General features: G+C 70.5%; 24 protein-coding genes. 9 read left to right on the top strand and 15 right to left on the bottom strand.

Features of this window, described 5'->3' with window-relative positions:
* Positions 1-234: 234 nt before the first annotated feature.
* The 3 genes from ACK3BB_RS09385 to ACK3BB_RS09375 all read right to left on the bottom strand — a co-directional run bounded on the left by ACK3BB_RS09385 (position 235) and on the right by ACK3BB_RS09375 (position 2,989).
* A complete protein-coding gene (locus tag ACK3BB_RS09385) occupies positions 235-1,794 on the bottom strand; it encodes a trimethylamine methyltransferase family protein (protein WP_428928454.1) in 1,560 nt (519 codons plus the stop codon).
* Between the two features lie 203 nt (positions 1,795-1,997).
* Complete coding sequence (locus ACK3BB_RS09380) at positions 1,998-2,708, bottom strand: HAD family hydrolase (protein WP_428928453.1); 711 nt, start codon at positions 2,706-2,708, stop codon at positions 1,998-2,000.
* Positions 2,705-2,989 (bottom strand): DUF3572 domain-containing protein, encoded by a 285-nt coding sequence (locus tag ACK3BB_RS09375; protein WP_428928452.1) that lies wholly within the window; start codon positions 2,987-2,989, stop codon positions 2,705-2,707. Before ACK3BB_RS09375 ends, ACK3BB_RS09380 begins: the two co-directional genes overlap by 4 nt.
* 102 nt (positions 2,990-3,091) lie before the next feature.
* Between ACK3BB_RS09375 and ACK3BB_RS09370 the strand changes: the two genes are divergently transcribed.
* A complete protein-coding gene (locus tag ACK3BB_RS09370) occupies positions 3,092-4,609 on the top strand; it encodes a diguanylate cyclase domain-containing protein (RefSeq protein WP_428928451.1) in 1,518 nt (505 codons plus the stop codon).
* 77 nt (positions 4,610-4,686) lie between these two features.
* Here ACK3BB_RS09370 and ACK3BB_RS09365 read toward each other — a convergent pair whose 3' ends face one another.
* From ACK3BB_RS09365 to ACK3BB_RS09350, 4 genes are read right to left on the bottom strand one after another with little or no spacing between them, the layout of a single operon-like run.
* Positions 4,687-5,166, bottom strand: coding sequence for a periplasmic heavy metal sensor (locus ACK3BB_RS09365; RefSeq protein ID WP_428928450.1), 480 nt, complete (start codon positions 5,164-5,166; stop codon positions 4,687-4,689).
* Complete coding sequence (locus tag ACK3BB_RS09360) at positions 5,166-5,537, bottom strand: hypothetical protein (RefSeq protein ID WP_428928449.1); 372 nt, start codon at positions 5,535-5,537, stop codon at positions 5,166-5,168. The genes ACK3BB_RS09365 and ACK3BB_RS09360 overlap by 1 nt, the downstream gene beginning before the upstream one ends.
* On the bottom strand, positions 5,530-6,135 hold the full coding sequence (locus ACK3BB_RS09355) for an RNA polymerase sigma factor (protein ID WP_428928448.1): 606 nt from the start codon (positions 6,133-6,135) through the stop codon (positions 5,530-5,532). The genes ACK3BB_RS09360 and ACK3BB_RS09355 overlap by 8 nt, the downstream gene beginning before the upstream one ends.
* A gap of 44 nt (positions 6,136-6,179) precedes the next feature.
* Positions 6,180-6,674, bottom strand: a complete 495-nt coding sequence (locus ACK3BB_RS09350; protein ID WP_428928447.1) for an EF-hand domain-containing protein — start codon at positions 6,672-6,674, stop codon at positions 6,180-6,182.
* Positions 6,675-6,970: 296 nt separating this feature from the next.
* On the opposite strand from ACK3BB_RS09350, the gene ACK3BB_RS09345 reads away from it, so the two are divergent.
* Both ACK3BB_RS09345 and ACK3BB_RS09340 read left to right on the top strand, forming a co-directional pair.
* Positions 6,971-7,351: a DUF983 domain-containing protein gene (locus ACK3BB_RS09345; RefSeq protein ID WP_428928709.1), complete on the top strand. Its 381-nt coding sequence runs from the start codon at positions 6,971-6,973 to the stop codon at positions 7,349-7,351.
* 88 nt (positions 7,352-7,439) lie between these two features.
* The gene (locus tag ACK3BB_RS09340; protein WP_428928708.1) at positions 7,440-8,144 is read left to right on the top strand and encodes an NUDIX hydrolase; all 705 of its coding nucleotides are present in this window, start codon (positions 7,440-7,442) and stop codon (positions 8,142-8,144) included.
* Between the two features lie 40 nt (positions 8,145-8,184).
* On the opposite strand, the gene ACK3BB_RS09335 is transcribed toward ACK3BB_RS09340, so the two are convergent.
* Together ACK3BB_RS09335 and ACK3BB_RS09330 are read right to left on the bottom strand one after the other, a co-directional pair.
* On the bottom strand, positions 8,185-9,087 hold the full coding sequence (locus ACK3BB_RS09335) for an EamA/RhaT family transporter (protein WP_428928446.1): 903 nt from the start codon (positions 9,085-9,087) through the stop codon (positions 8,185-8,187).
* A gap of 20 nt (positions 9,088-9,107) precedes the next feature.
* Positions 9,108-10,271: a fatty acid desaturase gene (locus ACK3BB_RS09330; protein ID WP_428928445.1), complete on the bottom strand. Its 1,164-nt coding sequence runs from the start codon at positions 10,269-10,271 to the stop codon at positions 9,108-9,110.
* Positions 10,272-10,520: 249 nt separating this feature from the next.
* Here ACK3BB_RS09330 and ACK3BB_RS09325 point away from each other — a divergent pair, with 249 nt between their 5' ends.
* Positions 10,521-11,381, top strand: a complete 861-nt coding sequence (locus tag ACK3BB_RS09325) for a helix-turn-helix domain-containing protein (protein ID WP_428928444.1) — start codon at positions 10,521-10,523, stop codon at positions 11,379-11,381.
* Between the two features lie 86 nt (positions 11,382-11,467).
* Here the strand turns inward: ACK3BB_RS09325 and ACK3BB_RS09320 are convergent, their stop codons facing one another.
* The 6 genes from ACK3BB_RS09320 to ACK3BB_RS09295 all read right to left on the bottom strand — a co-directional run bounded on the left by ACK3BB_RS09320 (position 11,468) and on the right by ACK3BB_RS09295 (position 16,870).
* On the bottom strand, positions 11,468-12,940 hold the full coding sequence (locus ACK3BB_RS09320; protein ID WP_428928443.1) for a carnitine 3-dehydrogenase: 1,473 nt from the start codon (positions 12,938-12,940) through the stop codon (positions 11,468-11,470).
* Between the two features lie 21 nt (positions 12,941-12,961).
* Complete coding sequence (locus tag ACK3BB_RS09315; RefSeq protein WP_428928442.1) at positions 12,962-13,285, bottom strand: hypothetical protein; 324 nt, start codon at positions 13,283-13,285, stop codon at positions 12,962-12,964.
* Positions 13,282-14,055, bottom strand: a complete 774-nt coding sequence (locus tag ACK3BB_RS09310) for an SDR family oxidoreductase (RefSeq protein ID WP_428928441.1) — start codon at positions 14,053-14,055, stop codon at positions 13,282-13,284. Before ACK3BB_RS09310 ends, ACK3BB_RS09315 begins: the two co-directional genes overlap by 4 nt.
* Entirely contained in the window at positions 14,052-14,672 is a 621-nt protein-coding gene (locus ACK3BB_RS09305; protein ID WP_428928440.1) for an SGNH/GDSL hydrolase family protein, read from the bottom strand. Before ACK3BB_RS09305 ends, ACK3BB_RS09310 begins: the two co-directional genes overlap by 4 nt.
* 4 nt (positions 14,673-14,676) lie before the next feature.
* The gene (locus ACK3BB_RS09300; protein ID WP_428928439.1) at positions 14,677-15,588 is read right to left on the bottom strand and encodes a 3-keto-5-aminohexanoate cleavage protein; all 912 of its coding nucleotides are present in this window, start codon (positions 15,586-15,588) and stop codon (positions 14,677-14,679) included.
* A 241-nt stretch (positions 15,589-15,829) separates the two neighbouring features.
* On the bottom strand, positions 15,830-16,870 hold the full coding sequence (locus ACK3BB_RS09295; RefSeq protein WP_428928438.1) for an aldo/keto reductase: 1,041 nt from the start codon (positions 16,868-16,870) through the stop codon (positions 15,830-15,832).
* A gap of 267 nt (positions 16,871-17,137) precedes the next feature.
* Here ACK3BB_RS09295 and ACK3BB_RS09290 point away from each other — a divergent pair, with 267 nt between their 5' ends.
* The 5 genes from ACK3BB_RS09290 to metG all read left to right on the top strand — a co-directional run bounded on the left by ACK3BB_RS09290 (position 17,138) and on the right by metG (position 23,430).
* The gene (locus tag ACK3BB_RS09290) at positions 17,138-17,980 is read left to right on the top strand and encodes an ImuA family protein (protein WP_428928437.1); all 843 of its coding nucleotides are present in this window, start codon (positions 17,138-17,140) and stop codon (positions 17,978-17,980) included.
* Positions 17,981-18,298: 318 nt separating this feature from the next.
* Positions 18,299-18,961: a YceI family protein gene (locus ACK3BB_RS09285; protein WP_428928436.1), complete on the top strand. Its 663-nt coding sequence runs from the start codon at positions 18,299-18,301 to the stop codon at positions 18,959-18,961.
* A gap of 549 nt (positions 18,962-19,510) precedes the next feature.
* Positions 19,511-20,134, top strand: coding sequence for a YceI family protein (locus tag ACK3BB_RS09280; RefSeq protein ID WP_428928435.1), 624 nt, complete (start codon positions 19,511-19,513; stop codon positions 20,132-20,134).
* A 164-nt stretch (positions 20,135-20,298) separates the two neighbouring features.
* A complete protein-coding gene (locus tag ACK3BB_RS09275) occupies positions 20,299-21,522 on the top strand; it encodes an MFS transporter (RefSeq protein WP_428928434.1) in 1,224 nt (407 codons plus the stop codon).
* A gap of 195 nt (positions 21,523-21,717) precedes the next feature.
* Positions 21,718-23,430 carry a methionine--tRNA ligase gene (gene metG, locus ACK3BB_RS09270; RefSeq protein WP_428928433.1) on the top strand — a complete coding sequence of 571 codons (1,713 nt, stop codon included), beginning with the start codon at positions 21,718-21,720 and terminating at the stop codon, positions 23,428-23,430.
* The last annotated feature ends 169 nt before the right edge of the window (positions 23,431-23,599 follow it).

The raw sequence follows: 23,599 nt of genomic DNA, 5'->3' as shown, positions 1-23,599 counted from the left end.
GCATGCGGGGTGGGCGGGCGGGAGCATGGGCCCCGGGCGCGGCTCGCCGCCCACGCTGCCAGACATCTTTCAGCGCGCCGCCCTCCGCCCCGCTGCCGTTCCACGAAATCTGCCAGCCCGTCGCGGACCGCCTGAATCGGCGGCGGCCAGACGGCCTCCATGATCTCGCGAGACACCAGATGCGCCCGTCCCAGCACCCAGACCGCGGCGGGCGCGGCTCGCCGCCCGCAAGGATCAAAAATCGGTCGGCGCACCGCCCTCCGCCCGGCGCCGTTCCACGAAATCCGCCAGTTCGTCGCGGATCGCCGCGTCCATCGGCGGCGGCTCGAAGGTCTCCAGGATCTCGCGGTACATCAGGTGCGCCCGCTCCGGCGTCCAGACCGCCCCGGCCGCCTCCCAGGCCTCGAAATTCCGCCAGTCGCTCAGGAACGGCTGGTAGAACGCCGTGGCATAGCGGTCCTGGGTATGCTGCACCCCGAAGAAATGACCGCTCTGGCCCACCTCGCCAATGGCCTCCAGCGCCAGCTCCGGCGGCCCGCTGGCCCAGAGCTGCGGCTCCATGTAACGCTGGATCTGCTGCAGGATCTCGCAATCCATGATGAACTTCTCCGGGCTGGCCACCAGCCCGCCTTCCAGCCAGCCAGCCGCGTGATAGACCATGTGGCTGCCCGATTGCACCGCCGCCCAGAGCGAATTCGATGTCTCCCACATGGCCTGGCCGTCGGGCACATTCGCCGCACAGACCCCCGACGACCGCATCGGCAGGCCGTAGAACCGGGCCATCTGGCCGGTCATCTGCGTCGCCCGCATGTATTCCGGCGTGCCAAAGGCCGGGGCTCCGGATTTCATGTCGACATTCGACGTGAAGGTGCCGATCACGCAGGGCACGCCCGGCGCCACGTATTGGAACAGCGCAATGGCCGACAGCGCCTCGGCGATGGATTGCGCCACCGCTCCGGCCAGCGTCACCGGCGCCATCGCCCCGGCCAGGGTAAAGGGTGTCACGACAATGGCCTGCCCCCGCCGGGCCAGCCGCAGGCACCCGTCGATCATCGGGTAATCGTGTTTCAGCGGCGAGGTCGAGTTGATGTTGGTATACATCCGCGGCGTGGCCTCGAATTCCTCATGGCTCAGCCCGCCGGCAATGCGCACCATCTCCATCACGTCCTCGACCCGCTCGGGCCCCAGCGAATAGGCGTGCATGACCTTGTCGGTCAGGGTCAGCTTGTCGAACAGCACGTCCAGGTGCCGGGTCGAGGCATGCAGGTCGACCGGCTCGACCGGGTAGCCCCCGGCGAAATGGATGCAGTTGAAATACTGGGTCAGCCGCAGCAGGTTGGCACATTGCGCCCGGGTGCCCGGCACCTTGCGGCCCAGCTCCAGGTCCCAGTAATTGGGCGGCGACGAGACATTGCCGAAGAGCATGACATCGCCGCCGATCTCCAGCCGCCGCTCGGCATTGCGCGGGGTCAGGGTAAAGCGCCCCGGCGCCCGGCCGACCATTTCCATGACAAAATCGCGGCCCATGCGCACCAGCCGGTCCTCGACCCGCGCCCCGGCCTGGCGGAACAGCGCCAGCGCCTCGTCGTTGAGGAACTCGATGCCGATCTCCTCGAGGATGCGCATCGCCGTGTCGTGGATCGCCGCCACCCCTTCGGGCGGCATCGGCTCGACCGGCCGGTCGCGGTTGCACGGCAACCGCCAGGGCATCTGGTCGATGACCTGGGTGCTCCGCCGGGCCATGTTGGCCGCCCGCCCGCCGCCGCGTTTCCTGCGTCCCTGACCCTCTGCCATGGCATCCTCCGAAAGCTGCGCCTTCAGAAGGCCGCGTTCCGGCCCGGCCTGCCGCTCCGTTCCCGACACGCCATGTCGCATTTGGCGATGGCCCCCGGGCTTTGGCCCCCTGCCCCGTCCGGTGCCGCGCCCCGGCGCCCATCCATCGGGCAGTTGCGCGCGGCAGCATCCACCGCCCGGCGACGGCGCGCCGCAAGCCGTGCCTAGACCCCGCCCAGCCAGCCCGGCAGATGGCCGATGTCGGGCAGCACCACGTCGGCAAAGGGCGCCAGCTCGGCCACCCCGCTCATGCCCGTCAGCACGCCCACGGTGCGCATGCCCGCCGCGCGGCCGGCCACCAGGTCATGGGTGCTGTCACCGACCATGACCGTCGCCCCGGGCCGCGCACCCACGGCATCGCAGAAGGCCAGCAGCGGATCGGGATCGGGCTTGGCCCCGTAGCCGCTGTCCGCCCCGGCCACGAAATCGAACATCTCCAGGACGCCCGAGGCCGACAGATGCGCCCGGGCCGAGCTTTCGTGATCGTTGGTCATCACCCCCAGCGCCATGTCCCGGGCGGCCAGCTGGGCCAGCAGGGGCACCAGCGGCACCGCCTCGGCCAGCGGCGCGCCGGCCGCGCTGTCGGCCAGGAACCGGGCGATCTGGCCGGCATCAGCCCCGGGCAGTTCCGAGGCCAGCGCCCGGGCGACCATGTCGTTGGTTCCGGCAATGGCCGGGCTGCCCGGCAGGAAGGTCACGGCCTGGCGGTCGAACATGATCGCCCGGGCCAGGGCATCGGCCAACGCCTCGTCGCCGCCCGACAGGTGGTTCAGCACCTCCAGCGACCAGGCGTTCCAGGTCCGGGCGAAATCGAACAGCGTGCCGTCCTTGTCGAACAGCACCGCCCGCACGTCGGGCATCCCCGCGGCGCTCATGTCCAATGCACCTGCTGGCCGCCGGGCAGCGCCGCGCGGGCGGCCTGGGGCCGGTCATAGGGCACCTGCAGCGCGTCGCAGGCCGCGATCACCCAGGCATCGTCCATCAGGAGGAAATCCAGTACCGACGCCAGGAACCCCGGGTCGCCCGCCCCGCTGCGCACGGCATCGATATCGGCCCCGGTCGATCCCAGGAAGACCGGCAGCAAGTCGTCATTGGTCACCAGCCAGCCCAGCACTTGCAGGGCAAAGGTCTCGGCATTTTCGGAAGATAGAACCATCGTCGCCTGTCGTCGGGTTAATCCGCGGGAACGGAAAGGGTTTGTTAACCCTGATGATTAAGACTGCGTGAAAACTGAAATCAAGGGCAGAAAGGTGGCAGCGTGCAGGGACGACTTCTCATACTCGATGCGGTGTCGACCAATCGCATCGTGCTCACGGCGCTGCTGGAACCGGCCTGTTACACGGTCGACCAGGGCCAGACCCTGGCCGATGCGCTGGTGGCCCTGCGCATCGACCGGCCCGACCTGGTGCTGACGGCCTGGTCGCTGCCCGACGGCTCGGCCATGGACCTGCGCGCGGCGCTGGATGCCGAGGACCCCGATCGCCTGGTGCCCGTGGTGGCCATCGCCCGCCCGGGCGAGCTGACCGACCGCCGGGCGGCGCTGCGGGCGGGGCTGACCGATCTGCTGGTGCATCCGCTGGACGAAACCATGCTGCAGGCCCGGCTGCGGGCCATCCTGCGCGCCCGCCCGGCCGGCCCGGCGCTGGACCTCGGCCCCGATCCCGACAACCATGGCCGCCCGCCGGACCCGCCCCGGACCTGGCCCGAGACCGCCCCCGACACATCCGCCCGGGCCGCCGGCGCGCCCCATGCCGCCCCGGGCTTTGCCGAACCCCGGCCGGGCTTTGCCCGCCCCGGGCGGGTGGCCATCCTGGCCGACGAGCCCGAAACCGCCCATGCCTGGTGCCAGGGCCTGTCGGCCCAGCTGAACCAGCCGGTCTCGGGCTTTGGCATGATGCAGCGTGGCCAGGTGCTGAACGCCGTCCACCCGCCCGACGTGGTTGTCCTGGCGCTGACGGCCGACCGGCCGGGCCCGGCGCTGCGCTGCCTGGCCGACCTGCGCGCCGGGCCGTCGACGCGCCACATGGCCGTCATCGCCCTGCCCCGCGGCCGCGACGGGGTGGCCTCGGCCGCGGTCCAGGCGCTGGACATGGGTGCCGATGACGTCATGCCCGGGCCGTTCGAACCGGGCGAGCTGGCCCTGCGGGTCCAGGCCCAGCTGAGGCGGAAACACCTGTCCGACCGGCTGCGCAACACCGTGCGCGACGGGCTGCGCGCGGCGCTGATCGACCCGATGACCGGGCTTTACAACCGCCGTTATGCCCTGCCCCACCTGGCCCATGTCATCCGCCAGTCGGCCCGGACCGGGCGCAGCTTTGCGGTGATGATGGCCGATCTCGACCATTTCAAGCGCATCAACGATCAGCATGGCCACCTGGCCGGCGATGCCGTCCTGACCGAAGCCGCCGGCCGCCTGCGCGCCGCGCTCGATCCCCAGCACGTGCTGGCCCGGATCGGCGGCGAGGAATTCCTGGTGGTGCTGCGCGACACCGATGCGCCCACCGCCCGGGCCGTGGCCGACGCCCTGCGCAGGGCCGTCGATGCCCGGCCCTTTCCGGTCGGCGATGCGCCGGATGGCCAGCTGCGCAAGGAAGCCGTGACCGTGTCGATCGGCGTGGCGATCTGCCCGCCGGCGGGCGACCCGGATGTCTACGGCTTTCCCGACGACCCGGACGAACCGCGCCTGGCCGCCCTGCTGCAACAGGCCGACCGGGCGCTCTATACCTCGAAGAATGCCGGGCGGAACACGGTCACCATCGCCCGGTCCGCCGCCTGACACCACCCCCGGCCAGGGGCCCAGAGACGCAAGCCCGCGCCGAAGGCCGGGCGCCGCGGTGATGCGGGCGCCGGCCGTCAGTCCCGCGGCGGCCCTTTCGGCCCGCGCCCGTCCTCGGCCAGCTCGACCAGCCGCTCGGCATAGGCCACCCGCGCGGCATCTTCCATGCCCGCCACGTGATCCATCCAGGCTTGCTGCAACGCCCCGTGGAAGGCCGCCCGTGTCGCCGACTGGGCCTCGACCACCGCCCGCAGGGCCGCCGGATCGAAGGGCACGGCCGACAGTTCGGCGGCCAGGTCGCGGGCCTCGGCCACCCGGTCAGCCGGCGGCGGCAATACCTCGAAGATATGCGCCTTGAGCGCCTTGCGGTCCTCGGCCGGCAAGGCCCGGATCAGCGACAGCCCCGTCGGTGGCGGCATGTGGCTGCCCGGCAGGCCAAAGCGCAGCACCGCGCCCACGACCAGCCCGACCACCAGTAGGTTCAGCGCCAGCGAGACCGCCAGAACCACCCGCAGCCAGGGCCGCATGGCGCCGGTCGCAGTCGTCTGCCCCGCCATCAATTGCCCCCCTCGGCCAGGATCGTGTCCTGCAGATCGGAATAGACCGTCAGCGCGTTCGAGGAATTGACCACGAAACCCAGCGGATCGAAGGCCTGCGGCGGCGCCGCACCCAGCCAGATCCCCGCGGCGCAGGCCGCCATCAGCCCACCCAGCGCGGGCATGCCCCCCAGGGCCATCAGCACCTGGCGCCAGCCCGGCACCCGCACCACCGACGCCTCGCGCAGCGCGCTGTCCTGCCAACCGGCCTGGACCCGCGCGGCATCGGCCATCACCCGGGCCATCAGCCCGTCGGGCAACCGTGCGTCCTCGGCCCGGGCCGCCGCGATGCAGGGGCCCACCAGCCTGTCGAATTCGTCGTCTTCAGTCATCTTCGTACCCCAATTCGCCCTTCCTGTCCGCCAGCAGCCGGGTCAGGCTTCGCTTGCCCCGAGCGGTCAGGCTTTCCACAGCTTCAACCGAGATCTCCATCACCTCGGCAATGCGAGGGTTCGGCAGATCCTGCAGGTGCCGCAGCACGACCGCCAGGCGCTGGCGGTCGGGCAGCTGGTCCAGCGCCCATTGCAGGGCCGCACCCCGCGCGGCGTCCTGCATCCTGTCGGCCACGCTCTGCGCCTCGTCAGCCGGTTCCGGCGCCTCGTCCAGCGATCCGTCCCGGCCCCGCCGGCGCCGCTTGTGATCGAGACACAGGTTGGTCACCACTCGGTAGACCCAGGTGCTCACCCGTGCCGTGCCCGGCTCCCAGTCCGGCGCCATCCGCCACAGGCGGACCATCGCCTCCTGGGTGATGTCCTCGGCCTCGGCCCCGTCGCCGGTCAGGCGCAGGGCCAGCCCGTAGGCCCGCGGCGTCAGCCGTTCGGTCAGCACCGCGGCCGCCGAATGGTCACCGGCCGCGAACGCGGCCAGCAACACCGCCTCTTCGTCCAGCTCGGCCGGACCGGCGGTACAGGATCGCGCGGCCGGTCTCACGCCGACCGGCTTTCCCGGGCTGTCTCGTGCGCCGTGCCCAAGTCTCAGCCCTGTCCCGCCTGCGCCGCCGGAGCCATCTGCCGGGCCTTCTGCTGCCCGGCCTCCATCTCGGCCCGCGACAGCCCGCCCGACCCGTCGGTATCCATCTCATCGAAGGCCGCCGCCCGGTTGGGCGCCGCCGCGCGCATCTCGTCCATCGACAACAGCCCGTCGCCATCCGCATCAGCCCGGGCCATCAGGCGGCCGACGAACAGCCGCGCCTTGCCCTCGGCCCGTGCCTCCAGCTCGGCCCGGCTGAGATGGCCGTCGCCATCGGTGTCGGCCGCATCGAACCGCGCCTGGCCGCTGGCCTGCATCTCGGCCCGGGTCACCTCGCCGTTGCCGTCGCGGTCGATCTCGTCGAAAGGCACCGGGCGCGGGCCGAACCCCGATCCCGCCGCCCAGGCCGCCGTACCCGTCGTGCCCGCCAGGGGCCCGGCCAGGGCCATCGCGATGAAGGCCGATGCCACGGCCCGTCCGATCCGCTGTGTCGTCGTCATTGCTCTGATCCCCTCGGGTCGTCCTCGTCTGGCAGATCGGCAGGTTCCTGCCACCAACCATATCCCATCAACGCCCCGGCAACAGCATTCCGTCGCTCATGCAGGCAAAAACTTCCACATTTCGCGACATCGCGACGCAAGGGCGCTCTGCCACCTTTCCACCGCCCGGTCATGGCCCCACATTGCCACAAATCTCGAAAAGGACGGAAATGACACAGATCAGGCACGATATCGCGACTGGCACCTCCCGCCCCGTCTGCCCGACCTGCGCCCCGGCGGGCGAGGTCCAGGCCGAGATGGGCGCGGGCGATTGTCCGCGTGCGCTCTGGCCGGCAATGTCGCGGGGCTGGCGGGGCAAGTGCCCCAGCTGCGGCAGCGGCCCGCTGATGCGCGGCTACCTGGCTGTCACCCCGGTCTGCCCGGTCTGCCGCCAGGAGCTGCACCACCAGCGCGCCGATGACGGCCCGGCCTATCTGACCATCCTGATCGTCGGCCACCTGATGGCCCCCCTGCTGCTGGTGTCCTTCGAGATCTGGCGCCCCGAACCGCTGGTGCTGTTCACCATCTTTGCGGTTGGCTGCGTGGCCCTGTCGCTTTACCTTCTGCCCAGGTTGAAAGGGGCGATGATCGGCTTTCAATGGGCCCGGATGATGCACGGCTTCGGCCGCCCGGGCTGAAAGAGCCCTCGCCCCGGGGGAGGACAGGATGAGTGACAGCACCGGTACCGCCGGACGCCGCGCGGCGTCACCGGCAGACAGTGGGGCCATGGCCGCGCCCGTCGACAAGACGGCCATCCGCAATGCCGCCACGATCATCGTCCTGCGCGATCGCCACGACGCCCCGGCCGTGCTGATGGGCCAGCGCGGATCGCGCGCGGCCTTCATGCCCGACAAGGTGGTCTTTCCCGGCGGGGCCGTCGATCCCGGCGATGCGGCCATCGCCCTGCACGCACCCCTGCCCGCGCCCTGCCACGAGCGGCTGGCCGACGATGCCCCGGCCGGGCTTCAGACCGCGCTGGCCGCCGCCGCCATCCGCGAGCTCTGGGAGGAAACCGGCCTGGTCCTGGGCCGGCCCGGATCCTGGCCCGGCCCGGTGCCCGCCGATTGGGCCGATTACGCCGCCACCGGCCATGTGCCCTCGGCGGAAGCGCTGCAATTCGTCTTTCGCGCCCTGACCCCGCCGGGCCGGCCGCGCCGCTTCGATGCCCGGTTCTTCCTGGTCGATGCCGCGGCGATCCGCGGCGACCTGGACGATTTCTCGCGCGCCTCCGACGAGCTGTCGCACCTGCAATGGGTGCCCCTGGCCGAGGTCCGGCGCTTCGATCTGCCCTTCATCACCGAGGTCGTCCTGGCCGAGGTCGCCGCCCGGCTGGACGATCCCGCCCCGCCGGCCAGCGTGCCCTATTTCCGCAACAACGACGAGGCCAGCCTCTTCCTGCGGCTGCACGGCCGCCCCATGCCCGAGGGCTGAGCGCCGGCCCCGTGGCCGCCCACCCAGGGGCTGCGATGCCTCAAACCACGACGATCAGCGCCAGGATGGACAGGCCCAGCAGGGCCATGCCCGTGATCTCGCGCCCGGTGACCTTTTCACGGAACACCAGGACCGAGGCCAGCAGGCTGAGCATCAGCTCGATCTGGCCCAGGGCCTTGACGTAGGCCGCGTTCTGCAGCGTGAAGGCATAGAACCAGCAGAACGATCCGCCCATCGACATCAGCCCGACCCAGACCGCCACCCGCCGGGCGGTCCAGACGGCAACCAACCCGGGCCGGTCGCGCCAGTAGAGCCAGGCGCCCATGCCCAGCATCTGGCTGGATGTCACCGCCGCCAGGGTGATCGCCGCGCGCAGGGCGGCGTCGATCTCGCCCAGCTGCAACGACGCACCGCGATAGCTGACCGCCGAAATGCCGAACAGCACGCCCGAGGCCAGGCCCAGCCCGGTGGCCGGCGCGGCCAGCCCGCGCCACCAGCCAGAGGCATCGCCCGGGGTCTTCGACAGGATCAGCACGGCCACAAGCCCCAGCAGGATCGCCCCGAAGGCCCCCGGGCTGACGCCCTCGCCCAGCAGGACCAGCCCGACCAGAACGGTCTGGATGACCTCGGTCTTCTTGAAGGTGATGCCCACGGCGAAATTGCGCTGCTTGAACAGCAGCACGACACAGAGCGTGGCCAGGATCTGGGCCAGCCCGCCGACCAGGGCAAAGGCCCAGAACCGCCCCGTCAGGGCCGGCAGGGCCTGGCCCGACAGGCCCAGCCACAGGCCGGTCAGTACCAGGATGACCGGGGCCGAATAGGCAAAGCGGGCAAAGGTCGCCCCGGCGGCCGACAGTTGGCCGGTCGACAGGTGTTTCTGCAACATGAACCGCAGGGTCTGGAAACAGGCTGCGGCGATGGTGATGGGAATCCAGAGGCTCATGCCCCCCCTATGGCCCGCTTTCAGCCCCGCGACCAGAGCGGATGGGGCACGGGATCCTTGGCCGCCAGGAAATGATGGCGAAAGACCTGGGCGTAACCGGCAAAGACGTAATTGTCGTTGCAGGCCCGGTAATGGTCGGCCCGGGCGGCATAGAGCCGGGGCAAGGCATACCACGGCGCCCGGGGATGCATGTGGTGCACGACATGCAGGTTGTTGTTGAGAAAGAGAAAGGCCAGCGGCCCGCGATCCTCGACGATGACCGTCCGCGCGCGCACCCGGTCATGGGCCCGGTGTTCGGCAAAGGTGCGGATCTTGAGCACGGAAAAGGCTCCGTAGGCCGCCAGCCCATAGGTCCAGAGCCCCAGCCCGCCCCGCGTCGCGGCCCACAGGACCAGCGCGCACATGACCAGATGGGCACCCCAGGTCGCGGCCAGCCCACGCTCGCCCCGGCGGATCCGGCGCAGGTCGTCGGCCAGGAAGGCCAGCGTGCCGATCGCCGGGCCCAGCAGCATGCGGCCCAGCAGGGTGTTGTTGGCCCGGTAGAGCCGCCGTTTCCACCCCGGCAGGGCCAGCCAGACGACGGGATCGAGGTAATTGCTCTCGGGGTCGTCATAGGGATCGGTCAGGTCGGCATCGCGGTGGTGTTCCAGGTGCAGGTCGCGGAACCGCGCATAGGGCACGAACAGGCCCAGCGGCAGGGTGACCAGCGCGGCGTTCAGCCGCTGGTTCGGAAAGGGATGGCCGTGCAGCACCTCGTGGGCCAGCGAGGATTGCAGGGTCAGCAGCGGCACCAGCACGGCCACGGCCAGCCAGGGCGACAGCCCGGCCAGCCCCCAGACCGCCCCGGCCCAACCCAGGTAGACCAGCCCGATCAGCGCAACCGTCGGCCATTCGACCTGGTCCGGCGCCGGCGCGCGTCGGGGGGCCGGCGTGTGGCAAGGATCGGGCGCGTGGAGCGGGTCGTCGATGCGGCGGAGGTCCGGCCTGTTGCAGGGTTCGGCTGTACTGCGGGGGGCTGCCGCGTGACGGGCCTTGGGCGTCAGGGGAGCTTTGGCAGCTTGGCCGGAATCGGGCGCGAGGCCGGCTTCGACCGCGCGGCGGGGCTCAGACGCGGGGCCCGGTTCGGGCGCATGGCATGGCTCACCCGTGTGGCCGGGTGCGGACCCGCGACGGGGTTCGGACATGAGCCAAGGTTCAGCGGCATGGCTCGGCGCGGACGTGTGGCGGAAAGACGCGACACCATTGACGCCAGGCGAACGGGTGTCAGGCGCATGCGGGCTGGGCGTTTGGGCATCGGGCGATCGAGGGATGGGCCGGTGGGGCATCGGGTCTCTGCTGTGTGCTGTGGCCCCTTCGGCATCGCCCGCCAGGGCCGCCGGTGACAATTCGGGAAATGGTCAACAAAACTCTGCATCCGTGATAAAATGCACCACATGCAGGATATCATCGACAAACGCACCCGCGCCGACGGCTTCCGCGCCCGCCTCGCCCAGGCCATGGGCGACAGCGGCCTGAGCCAAAGCGCCCTGGCCCGCCGGATCGGCGTCGACCGGTCGACCATCTCGCAGCTGCTGACCGGCGACGGGCCGCGCCTGCCCAATGCCCATGTCATCGGCTCGGCGGCCACCGCGCTCGGCGTGTCCTCGGATTGGCTGCTGGGGCTGTCCGACCGGCCCGAACGGGCCGCCGACCTGCTGGCCAACAGCCTGGGCCTGGCCGAAACCGCCCGGGCGCCGGTCGACGAACAGATCCAGGCCTGGCACCAGGAGGCCCAGGGCTACAAGATCCGCCACGTGCCGGCCGCCCTGCCCGACATGCTGAAATGCGATGCCCTGCTGGCATGGGAATACAGCCCCCACCTGGGCCGCACCGCCGCCCAGGCCATCGGCGCGGCGACCGACCGGCTGGACTGGATGCGCCGCTCGCAATCGGATTACGAGATCGCCATGCCGCTCTACGAGCTGACCAGCTTTGCCAGCGCCACGGGCTATTACGAAGGCCTGCCGGCCGACATCCGCCACGCCCAGATCGACCATTTCCTCGACCTGGCCGAACAGCTCTACCCCCGGCTGCGGCTCTATCTCTTCGATGCCAAGCGGCTCTATGCCGCCCCGGTGACGATCTTCGGCCCGCTGCTCTGCGTCTTCTACACGGGGGGCCATTTCATGTCCTTCCGCGACCGCGAAAGGATCGATCTCTTCACGCGCAACTTCGACCTGCTGGTGCGCGAATCCGCCCTGACCGCCCGCCTGGTGCCAACCCACCTGCGGGCCCTGCGCCACAGGATCGGCTGAGGTCCCGGCCCGCCCGGGCACAGGCGGCGCCCGGACGTTTGATCATGAAAGGGAATGCGCGCCCGGCACGGGCGCGCACCGCCGGATCACGCCGGCTTGCGGATCGCCCGGCCGGCGCCCTCGGGATAGCCCAGCCCGGCCTGGGCCGCGGTGATCCGCGCCATGGCATCGGCAATCGCCGCCGACGGCTCGGACGGCCGCCGGCTGTCGAGATCGACATGCAGCAGGAAATGCTCGCCCGTGGCCAGCAGCCGGTTGCCCTCGAACATCTCGTGGTAGAGATGCAGCTTCTTGCCCTGCCCCAGCACCATCTGCGTGCGCACCTCGATCTGCGCACCGCACAGCACCTCGTCGACATGGCGGATATGGGTCTCGACGGTGAAATAGCTCTGCCCGGCGGCGATGTAATCCTTGGTGCAGCCGATGATTTCCATGAACCGGTCCGTCGCCAGCGAAAAGGCTTCGAGATAGCGGAACTCGGTCATGTGGCCGTTGTAATCGGCCCAGTCGATCGGCACCGCCCGGCGCAGCGTGGGCAGGGGTTGGGACAGGTCGGCGAACCCGTCGACCCCGGCGGCCAGCTCGGTGCCTTCGGCCAGCGCCCTGTCCTGGGCGACCAGCAGGGCGCCGGCGCCGAAATCGCGGCCCTTCAGCGCGCGCAGCAGGGCAACCAGGTTGTCATCCCGCGCCCGCAGCAGCTCGGCGATGGTCATGTGGCCCGATTGCGCATCCGACTGGCCGGCGATCAGCTCGACCAGGTCGTCGTCGAACTCGGGCACGTCCATCAGCTTGGTCCAGGGCCATTTGAGGGCCGGGCCGAACTGGGCCAGGAAATGCCGCATCCCGGCCTCGCCCCCGGCGGTGCGATAGGTTTCGAACAGGCCCATCTGCGCCCAGCGGATGCCGAACCCGTAGCGGATGGCATTGTCGACCTGTTCGGTCGTGGCAATGCCGTCCTTGACCAGCCACAGCGCCTCGCGCCAGACGGCCTCGAGGAACCGGTCGGCCACGTGGGCGTCAATTTCCTTTTCCAGCACAAGGGGATACATGCCGATGTCCGTCAGCACGCCCTCGGCCCGGGCGATGACCTCGGGCGTGGCACCGGTGGCCACGACCTCGACCAGGGGCAGCAGGTAGACCGGGTTGAACGGATGGGCCACGACGATCTGGCCGGGCCGGGCCGCGCCCTGCTGCAATTCCGTGGGCTTGAACCCCGAGGTCGACGATCCGATCACTGCCTCGGGCGCACAGGCAGCCTGGATCTCACCCAGCACCTTGTGCTTCAGCTCCAGCCGTTCCGACACGCTTTCCTGGATCCATTCCGCCCCGCTGACCGCCTCGGCGATGCTGGCGCAGAAGGTCACTGCGCCTTCGGGCGGCAGGGGCACGTCCATCAGCCCCGGCAGGGACCGGCGGGCATTGGCCATGACATCGCCCAGCACCCGCTCGGCCTGGGGGTCGGGGTCGAATATCTTCACGTCCCAGCCGTTCAGCAGGAACCGCGCGGCCCAGCCGCCGCCTATGACACCGCCGCCGATGATCGCTGCCGTTCTGGTCATGGGATCACTCCTTCAAATCTCTCAATCGATGCAGATGGCAACACCCGGCTGCCCCTCTTCGTACAGGTCGTGACAGCCGAAGAACGGTGTCACCGGTGAACAGGTCCGGCTGTCGGCCAGGCAGAAGCCCTGGCAATCGGCCGACCCGGTGCAGGCCTTCCCCGCGTCGGGCTGGGGCATGGCACAGGCCGGCCCGGCCTTGCCGAAGACCAGCGTGCCGCCCCGGTCGGCGCAATCGGCCGCCAGGGCCGAATCGGCCGTCTCCGCGCCGGTGGTCGGCGGCGGAGCATCGGACCGACAGGCGGCCAGCAGGGCAAGCGCCAGCAGGGCCGCCCGGCCGGTCACGTCATGCGCTCCGTGTGGCCATCCACGGCAATGGCCTGGCCCGACACGTGCCGCGCGGCAGGCGAGGCCAGGAAGAGCGCGGTCTCGGCCACGTCCTCGGCCGTGATCCAGCGGCGCATCGAGGTGCCCTCGGCATAAAGCGCGCGCACCGCCTCTTCGGTCATGTCCCGGGCCCGGGCCTCGGCGGAAACGACCCGGTCCATCCGCGGGCCTTCGACCGCGCCCGGGCAGATCGCGTTGACCCGCACGCCCTTCGGGCCCAGTTCCATGGCCAGGGTCTTCATCATGCCGATCACGCCCCACTTGGCCGCGACATAGGGCGACCGGGTGGGCACGCCGTAGAGGCCCGAGGTCGACGCGGTCATGATGATCGCCCCGGCGCCCTGCCCGCCCATCCGTTGCGCCGCCCAGCGGCAGGCCAGGAAGGCCCCGTCGAGATTGACGGCCAGGCAGGCTTTCCAGTCGGCCAGGGCGATCTCGGCCATCGGCGCCACCGGCCCGCCGGTCCCGGCATTGGCACAGAGCACGTCGACCCCGCCCAGGTGGGCCTCGGCCGCATCGAGAAAGGCCGCCATCTGGGCCTCGTCCGTCACGTCGGCGCCCTGCCCCATCGCCCCCGGCAGGTCGGCCGCCACGGCCCGGGCGGCATCGCCGTCGATGTCGCACAGGGCCACCCGGGCGCCAGCCGCGGCAAAACGCCGGGCCATGGCCGCGCCGATGCCCCCGCCGCCGGCGGTGATGACCACGCGCTGTCCGGCCGGCCCGGTCATGCCGAGACCACCTGTTCCGCCATCGCCCGGCCCAGGGCCCGGTGGCCGGCGGCGCTGAAATGCACCCCGTCGAGCGGATCGCTGTCGATCACCGTGCCGGCATCGAAGAAGGCCACGCCCTTGGACGCCGCCTCGCGGGCCATCTCGGCGGCCAGCCCCTCGCTGCGCGCCTCGGCCCCGGCAAAGACCTGGGCCAGCACGCCGCGTTCCAGGCATTTGGGCGGGCAGACCAGCAGGATCTTGTCGACCCGGCCCGAGGCCTGGGCCATGGTCACCAGCCGCCCGGCGCCCATGGCGATGTCCTGGGTGCCCAGGCCGAACCGCTGCTTGTGGTCGTTGGTGCCCAGCATCAGGATCAGCAGGTCGACCGGCCGGTGGCTGTCGAGGATCGCCGGCAGGATGCGCGCGCCGTTGCGGTGAATGCCCTCGATCGGATCGTCATGCACCGTGGTCCGGCCCGGGTGGCCTTCCTCGACCAGGTGCCAGCCCCCGCCCAGCCCGGCCGCCATGACCCGCGGCCAGCGGGTGTCCATGTCGAACCGCTCGTCATGGTCCAGCCGGGTCATCGGCACGGTGCCATAGGTGTTGCTGTCGCCAAAGCACAGGACGGTCTTCATCGCCTCACCCTTTCGGCGCGCGTTTCACCAGGCCCAGCTTCTCGCGCACGGCCTCGGGCCCGATCACCCGGGCGCCCATGTTCTCGACGATGGTCACGGCGCGTTCGACCAGCTGGGCATTGGTGGCCAGCACGCCCTTGTCGAGCCAGAGGTTGTCCTCGAGCCCCACGCGCACGTTGCCGCCCGCCAGGACAGAGGCCGCGACATAGGCCATCTGGTTGCGGCCCAGGGCAAAGGCCGAAAAGGTCCAGTCGTCGGGCACGTTGTTGACCATGGCCATGAAAGTATTCAGGTCATCCGGCGCGCCCCAGGGCACACCCATGCACAGCTGCACCAGCGCCGGGCTGTCCAGGACGCCGTCCTTGACCAGCTGCTTGGCGTACCACAGGTGACCGGTGTCAAAGGCCTCGATCTCGGGCTTCACGCCCAGCTCGGTCATCTTGCGGCCCATGGCCTGCAACATGCCGGGCGTGTTGGTCATGACGTAATCGGCCTCGGCGAAATTCATCGTGCCGCAATCGAGCGTGCAGATCTCGGGCAGGCATTCGGCAATATGGGCCACCCGCTCGGTCGCGCCGACCATGTCGGTGCCTTCGACCGGGGGCAGCGGCGTTTCCACCCCGCCAAAGACGATGTCGCCGCCCATCCCGGCGGTCAGGTTCAGCACCACGTCGACCTCGGCCTCGCGGATCCGGTCCGTCACCTCGCGGTAAAGCGCCACGTCCCGGCGCGGGCTGCCGGTCTCGGGATCGCGCACGTGGCAATGCACCACCGCGGCCCCGGCCTTGGCCGCGGCAATCGCGCTGTCGGCGATTTCCTTGGGCGATCGCGGCACATGCGGGCTGCGGTCCTGGGTGCCACCGGATCCGGTGACGGCACAGGTGATGAAGACCTCGCGGTTCATGGTCAGGGGCATGGGTGTCTCTCCTTGTTGTCTGCGGCGCACCCTCTGTCTGGGACACGCCGGATCTGTTCCGTCCCCGGCACCCCGGCCCTGGGCGCCATCGGGGTCACCGGCCTTGCCGCGTCATGCCGGGGCCGGCGCCTGGCCACCGCGTCCGGCCGGATATTTGGAAAGAGAAAGAAGCAGCAGCGCGCCCCTGTCTTCTTCTTGGCCCAAGTACCCTCCGCCGGAGGCATGGCGCGGCACGCGCCATTCAATAGGGCATCGGATGGGCCTTGTGTGCCGCGCTCAGCTCGCCCAGCACCTCGTCGCTCAGCGTGACCTCGACCGAGGCCAGGGCGACTTCCAGCTGTTCGAACGTCGTCGCCCCGAAGATCGCCGACGCCATGAAGGGCCGCGTGCGGCACCAGGCCAGGGCCATGTGCACCGGGTCCAGCCCGTGGCGCTGCGCGATCTCGACATAAGCGCCCGCAGCCTCGAAGACCCGGTCGGTGATCCGCCCGCCCAGGTTCGGCACGATCGACTTGCGCGAGCCCTCGGGCACCGCGCCGCCCTGGTACTTGCCCGTCAGCAGGCCCGCGGCCAGCGGCGAAAAGGCCAGCAGGCCGACATCCTCGGCCACCGACAGCTCGGCCAGGTCGGTGTCGTAAAGCCGGCACATCAGCGAATATTCATTCTGGATCGAAGCCACCCGCGGGCCCTTGCCCTCTTCGGCCAGGCGCAGCCATTGGGCCGTGCCCCAGGCGCTTTCGTTCGACAGGCCGAAGGCCCGGATCGTGCCCCGGTCGATCTCGTCCTGCAGCGCGCCCAGGCAATCGGCCATGTCCTGGCGCACCGCATCGGCCTTGGCCGTCGGTTCGTAGTCCCAGTTCTTGCGGAACATGTAGCTGCCCCGGTTGGGCCAGTGGAACTGGTAGAGATCGACGTAATCCGTGCCCAGCCGCTTGAGCGAGCCTTCCAGCGTGGCCCGGATCGAGGCCGAGGAAATCGGCGCGCCGTCGCGGGCCTGGCTGCCCGCCCCGGAATGCTTGGTGGCCAGGATGTAATCGCCGCGCCGGCCCGGGTTGGCCGCGTGCCAGCTGCCCAGGATCTCTTCGGTGCGGCCGATGGTTTCCTTGCGCACCGGGTTGACCGGGTACATCTCGGCCGTGTCGACAAAGTTGATGCCGGCGGCCAGGGCCGCGTCCATCTGGCGGTGGCCTTCGGCTTCCGAGGTCTGGGTGCCGAAGGTCATCGTTCCGAGGCACAGCTCCGTGACGGTCATGCCGGTCCGGCCGAGCGGGTTCATCTTCATCGGGGGGTCTCCGCAGGTCTCTTGTCGCGCGCACCATGGAGAGCGCCTGCCGTGAGCGCAAGCAGATCGCCCCGGTCGCACCGCCCGCGCCGGCCCGGGCGGGCGCCCGGCCTGTCCGACCGGCGCGCGGATGATCAGCCGGACGGCAGGGCGGCGGGCCGGGCCGGACACCGACCCGGCGGCGACGGGTCCGGCCAGGGCGCGGCCCGCCACGGCGACGCCCCATGAGACTTACGGAACAAAAAGAGAACATGTATACTGTTCCCCATGACGACTCGGCTGCTGACCTCTTCGCCCGACCGGGACCGCCCGGCGCAGGATCTCGCCCCCGGCCTGGGGCCGGGGCTGGCCCTGGCGCGCGTGCACGAGGCCTGCGGCCCGGCTCGGCGGACCCTGGCGGCCTGGCTGGCCGGGCGGATGCGCGGGCCGGTGATCTGGATCGCGCCGTCCTGGGAAAAGGACCGGCTGAACCCCGACGGGCTGCTGGCCTTTGCCGATCCCGCGCGGTTCCTCTTTGTTGCGCCCCGGCGGGCCGAAGACCTGCTCTGGGCCTGCGAGGAAGCCCTGCGCGCGGGCGCCGCGCCGCTGGTGGTGGCCGACCTGCCCGGCGCCCCGGCCCTGACCCCGGTGCGGCGGATGCACCTGGCCGCCGAGACCGCCCGCGACAGCCGGGGCCTGGCGCCGCTGGGCTTGTTGCTGACGCCGGGCACGGGCGGCGCCCAGGGGGTCGAGACCCGCTGGCACATGGCCCCGGCCCATGGCCATGCAGAGCGAGCCTGGCACCTGACCCGGGCGCGGGCCAGGACCGCGCCGGTCTGCCAGTGGAAGATCACCCGGCAGGCCGGAAAGATGCAGGCCGCGCCCCTTGCTGCGTCCCTGCCCGAGGCGCCGGGCGAAGTGCCGGCAGGAGCACGGGGCGACATGCGGGCGGCAACACCGGCCGAGACAAAAGGAGAAGCGGGGACCGAAGCACAGGGCGAAACGGGGGCCGCGCCCCGGCTCCGCGCGGGGGCCGAACCGCTGGCCGACGCCGGGGGACAGGCGGTGGGCAATGGCACGGATATTGGGATGCATAGGGGAACGGGCAGCGGGGCAACCGGCACCGGATAAACGGACACGGGGGAAACGGTCACAGGGACAGCAGGCACGAGGAAAGACGCCACGATGACAAAAGACACGGGAGGAAAAGCACCGGGGAAAAAGCACTGGGGGGAAAAGACGCGAAGGAAAAAGACACGGGCAAAACCGGCAACAAGCAAACGGCACCCGGGCCCGGCGCCGCCCGGCAGGGGAATGGCCCCCACGATCGGCATAAAGTTTGAACCGCCCGGGCCCCAGCCCCGACAGACCCTGCAGAGGCCGGTCATCCCGGCCGGACAGACCCCGATGTTTCGATAACCCAGATGTTCCGATAAAGGTGCCCGACCCATGACACGCAAGATCCCCCAGATGCCCGACACCACCTCCCTCATCGCAACCGCCCCCGCCCGGCCCGGCCGCCGGGCCTTCCTGGCCAGCGCCGGCGCGGCGGCCGGTGCGCTGCTGCTGGCCCCCCGGGCCGGCCTGGCCGCCGCCCGCCGCTACGGGCTGGCCGAACAGGCCTCGCGCGTGGGCTTTGTCTATACCCTGAGCGGCGCGGCGCAGACCGGCACCATGCCCATCGCCAGCGCCGACATCCGGCTCGACCCCGACAACCTGGTCAATTCGCGGGTCGATGTCTCGGTTTCGGTGGCCCGGGCACGGACCGGGCTGATCTTTGCCACCGATGCGCTCAAGAGCGCCGAGGTGCTCGACGCCGGGCGGTTCCCGACCATCCGGTTCGTGTCGACCCGCGTGGGCCTGGGCGCCGGCGGACGGATTTCCGACGGGGCCACGCTGAGCGGCAACCTGACCGTGCGCGGGGTGACCCGGCCGGTGACCTTCAAGGCCAGCGTCTTTCGCCCGGCCGGCAGCGCGGCCGACGACCTGGACAACCTGCAGGTCCGGCTGAGCGGAGCGATCTCGCGCAGCGCCTTCGGAGCCAGCGGCTATGGCGACCTGGTGGCCGACCGGATCGGCCTGGACATCCAGGCCGGCGTGCAGGCCATCTGACCGCCCCGCCCCGGGGGACCGCCCCCGGGGCCACGGCGCGGCGGGCCCTTGCCCGGCCCACGGCCGGACCTGCCCTTGCCCGGCCTCCGGCGGGACGCGCCATCGCCAGCCTTCCGACGCGACCCACCATTGCCCGCGCTCCGGCGGGACACACCATTGCCCGCGCTCTGGCAGGGCGCACCATTGCCAAGCCCCGGTGCGGCCTGCCCTGGCCTGCTCCCGGCGAGATGCGCCATTGCCTGCTCCCCGGCGGTCCGCGCCCACATCTGCCCCCGGGGCAAGACATCCCTGCCCGCCCGGCGGCAGGACGCGCCCTTGCCAGCCCTGGGCGCAACCGCCCCTGCCCGACCTCGGTGCAACTCTCCCCGCCCCCGGCGCGACACGCCCATCCCCCCCCGGCCCAACCGACCGCCAGACACGGAAATCTGCAGGAAAGATGCAGACCGGCGAAAAACCGTCTCGCCGTGAAATCACATGACCGTGATGGCCCGGCGGAACATCCTTCCACGCCCGTATGACGATCACACAGCATGCAGAAAGGTTGCTCTGATGATCTCGAACAATGCACGCCCCGTCCAAGGCCCCACCCGCCGTACCGCCCTGGCCCTGCTGGCCGGCCTGACGGCTGCCCCGTCCCTCGCGGCGGCCGGCGGCGCGCGTCTCTACGCGCTGGACGCCGAGGGGCCGCGCGTCGGGTTCACCTACCTGCTCGACGGCACGCCCCTGCGCGCGGCCATGCCCGTGACCCGGGCCGAAGCCGCCATCGATCCCACCAACCTGGGCGCCGCCCGGATCGACGTGGCCATGGATGCCTCGGCCGCGCGGATCGGCCTGAACTTTGCCGACACCGCCCTGGCCCGGGCCGACATGCTCGACACGGCCAACCACCCCGAGCTGCGCTTTGTCGCCACCGACATCCGCACCGGGCTGGACGGGCTGGAGACCGGCGACGCCCTGGTGCTGGGCAACCTGACCATGCGCGGCGTGACCCGGCCGATCAGCCTGACCGCCCGCATGGTGCGCACGCCCGGCCTGCCCCGCTACCTGCCCGATGCCGCCACGATGCGCCTGACCGGCGAGATCAGCCGCAAGGCCTTTGGCGCCACGGGCTATCCCGGCCTGGTCGGCGACCGCATCGCGATCAAGGTCGACGCCCCGCTGCGCGCGGTCTGACCCGCCCGGCCCGCGGCGCCGGCCCGGTGCCACACGCCCGAACCGGCGCGGGCCGGAGGGCCGTGGCGCCCTCGAGCGGCATGATCCGCCGCATGGCATGAAAACGACGCGCGAAGGTCGAAAACACTCGCGCGCCGCACGACCCCGGGCGTATGGCTGGCCCCATGCGCCTGATGATTTCCTTTGCCGCCCTGTTCCTCTCCGTCCTGCTTCTGCAATTGTCCTCGGGCGGCCTTGGCCCGCTGGATGCCCTGTCGGGCCTGACCCTGGGCTTTACCACCGGCGAGATCGGCCTCCTGGGCTCGGCCCATTTCGTGGGCTTCTTCGTCGGCTGCTGGTGGGCCCCGCGCCTGATGGGCGATGTCGGCCATTCGCGGGCCTTTGCCGCCTTTACCGCCGCCGGGGCCATCGGCATGCTGGGCCACATGATGATCGTCAGCCCGACGGCCTGGGCCATCATGCGCCTGATGTCGGGCCTCTGCGTGGCCGGGTGCTACACGATCGTCGAGGCCTGGCTGCAATCCAAGGTCACCAACGACATCCGCGCCCGGACCATGGGCAGCTACCGGGTCGTCGACATGACCGGCGCGCTGCTGGCCCAGCTGGTCATCGGCGTGCTCGAACCGGCCTCCTACGTGTCCTACAACCTGCTGGCCATGATCTGCTGCGCGGCCCTGCTGCCCCTGACCCTGACCAAGGTCGCCCAGCCGGAAACCCCCGCCGCCCCGCGCCTGCGCCCGATGCTGGCCGTCACCCGCTCGCCCCTGGCCGCCGCCGGAGTCATCGTGGCCGCCCTGTCGGCCGCCTCGTTCCGCATGGTCGGCGCGGTCTTCGGCCAGGAAGTCGGTCTGACCGCCGGCCAGACCGCCTGGTTCCTGGCCTGTTTCGTCCTGGGCGGCGCGCTGGTGCAGTTCCCCGTGGGCTGGCTGGCCGACAAGTTCGACCGGCGCTGGGTGCTGATCTGGCTTTCGGCCGCGGCGATCCTGTCGTCGGGCCTGACCATCGCCACCCAGGGCCTGGGCGTGGGCGTCGTGCTGGCCAATGCCTTCATCTTCGGCATGACGTCCTTTCCGATCTATTCCATCGCCTCGGCCCATGCCCATGATTTCGCCGACAGCCATGAACGGGTCGAACTCTCGGCCGCGCTGATGTTCTTCTATGCCGTGGGGGCCATCGCCGCGCCCTATCTCAGCTCGCTGCTGATCGAAGGCTTCGGGCCCTATGCGCTCTTTGTCATGATCGCCGTGGCCCATGCCGGGCTGGTGATCTTCGGCCTGGTACGCATGGCCGCCCGGCCTTCGCCCTCGGCCCGCACCAGCTATGTCTGGGCCCCGCGCACGTCCTTCGTCATCGGCCGGCTGACCGGCCGCGCCCGCGAAGACGACTGATCCCCGCGCCGCCGGTGCCGCCCGGGCAGCCCCGGCGCGGGGTGGGCGGGCGGGAGCGTCGGGGCTGCCCGGCCTCCTCCACACGCGCCGCCGCGTCGCATCGGAGCCCCGCCCGGACCATCGGCCCCATACCATCTGGCCCCGGCCCGCGCTGGCTGTTAAAGACGCCGCCGACGCAGACGGAGACCAAGGCCCATGACCCGGCATCTCATCACCTCGGCGATCCCCTACATCAACGGGATCAAGCACCTGGGCAACCTGGTGGGCTCGCAGCTGCCCGCCGACCTTTTCGCCCGCTACCAGCGCGGCCGGGGCAACGAGGTCATGTTCCTCTGCGCCACCGACGAACACGGCACGCCCGCCGAACTGGCCGCCGCCAAGGCCGGCCAGCCGGTGGCCGAATATTGCGCCGAGATGCACGAGGTGCAGTCGAAGATCGCCGAGGGCTTCCGGCTGAGCTTCGACCATTTCGGGCGGTCCTCCTCGGACCAGAACCGCAAGCTGACCCAGCATTTCGCAGGCGTCCTGGCCGACAACGGCCTGATCGCGGAAGTCTCCGAGACGCAGATGTATTCGCCCACCGACGGCCGCTTCCTGCCCGACCGCTATATCGAGGGCACCTGCCCCAATTGCGGCTTCGACAGCGCCCGGGGCGATCAATGCGACAATTGCACCAAGCAGCTCGACCCGGTCGACCTGATCAACCCGCATTCGACGATCTCGGGCGCCACCGACCTGGAAATGCGCGAGACCAAGCACCTCTACCTGCGGCAATCCGCGATGAAGGACCAGCTCGAGGCGTGGATCGACAGCAAGACCGACTGGCCCGTGCTGACCACCTCGATCGCCAAGAAATGGCTGAACGACGGCGACGGGCTGCAGGACCGCGGCATCACCCGCGACCTCGACTGGGGCGTGCCGGTGAAAAAGGGCGATCAACCCTGGCCGGGGATGGAGGGCAAGGTCTTCTATGTCTGGTTCGACGCGCCCATCGAATACATCGCCTGCGCGCAGGAATGGGTCGAGGCCGGCAAAGGCACCGACTGGGAACGCTGGTGGCGCACCGACAAGGGCGCGAGTGACGTGACCTATACCCAGTTCATGGGCAAGGATAACGTGCCCTTCCACACGCTGGGCTTCCCCGCCACGATCCTCGGCTCCGGCGAGCCCTGGAAGCTTGTCGATTTCATCAAGTCGTTCAACTACCTGAACTACGACGGCGGCCAGTTCTCGACCTCGCGCGGGCGCGGTGTCTTCATGGATCAGGCTTTGGAGATCCTTCCGGCGGATTACTGGCGCTGGTGGCTTTTGTCCCATGCCCCCGAAAGCTCGGACAGCGAATTCACCTGGGAGGGCTTCCAGTCCGGCGTGAACAAGGACCTGGCCGACGTGCTGGGCAACCTGGTCAGCCGGGTGACGAAATTCTGCCGCTCGAAATTCGGCGAGGTCGTCCCCGACGGCGGCACCCTGGGCAAACAGGAAGAGGCGCTGATCGCCGACCTGACCACCCGCATCCGCGCCTACGAGGGCCACATGGACGCGATCGAGGTCCGCAAGGCCGCGACCGAGCTGCGGGCGATCTGGGTGGCGGGCAACGAATACCTGCAATCGGCGGCCCCCTGGTCGGTCTTCAAGGAAGATCCCGAGCGGGCGGCGGCTCAGATCCGGCTGGCGCTGAACCTGATCCGGCTCTACGCGGTGCTCTCGGCGCCCTTCATCCCGGACACCTCGGCCAAGATGCTGGACGCGATGGGCACCACCGACGACAGCTGGCCCGACGATGTGGCCGCCGCGCTGAACACCCTGCCCGCAGGCCATGCCTTTACCGTGCCGGACGTGCTCTTTGCCAAGATCACCGACGAACAGCGCGAAGACTGGCAGACCCGCTTCGCCGGCACCCGCAGCTGATCCACGGGCGGGCGGCCCCGGCCGGGCCGCCCGCCACAGCGCCTGCAATTCCCGCAGGCCCGCCGGTTTTCCGGCCTCCGCCTCTCACCTTCGCGCGATTTTCCCGGTTCATTCCCGGCCCGGTAGGCTATGTCTTGACCCGGCGGCACCCCTGCCGCCGCAACGCAAG

The sequence above is a fragment of the Marinibacterium sp. SX1 genome, from assembly GCF_050389775.1.
Classification (GTDB): Bacteria; Pseudomonadota; Alphaproteobacteria; order Rhodobacterales; family Rhodobacteraceae; genus Marinibacterium.
Note: the sequence above shows the minus strand (reverse complement) of the source record. Positions and strands in the feature narration are given on the sequence as shown.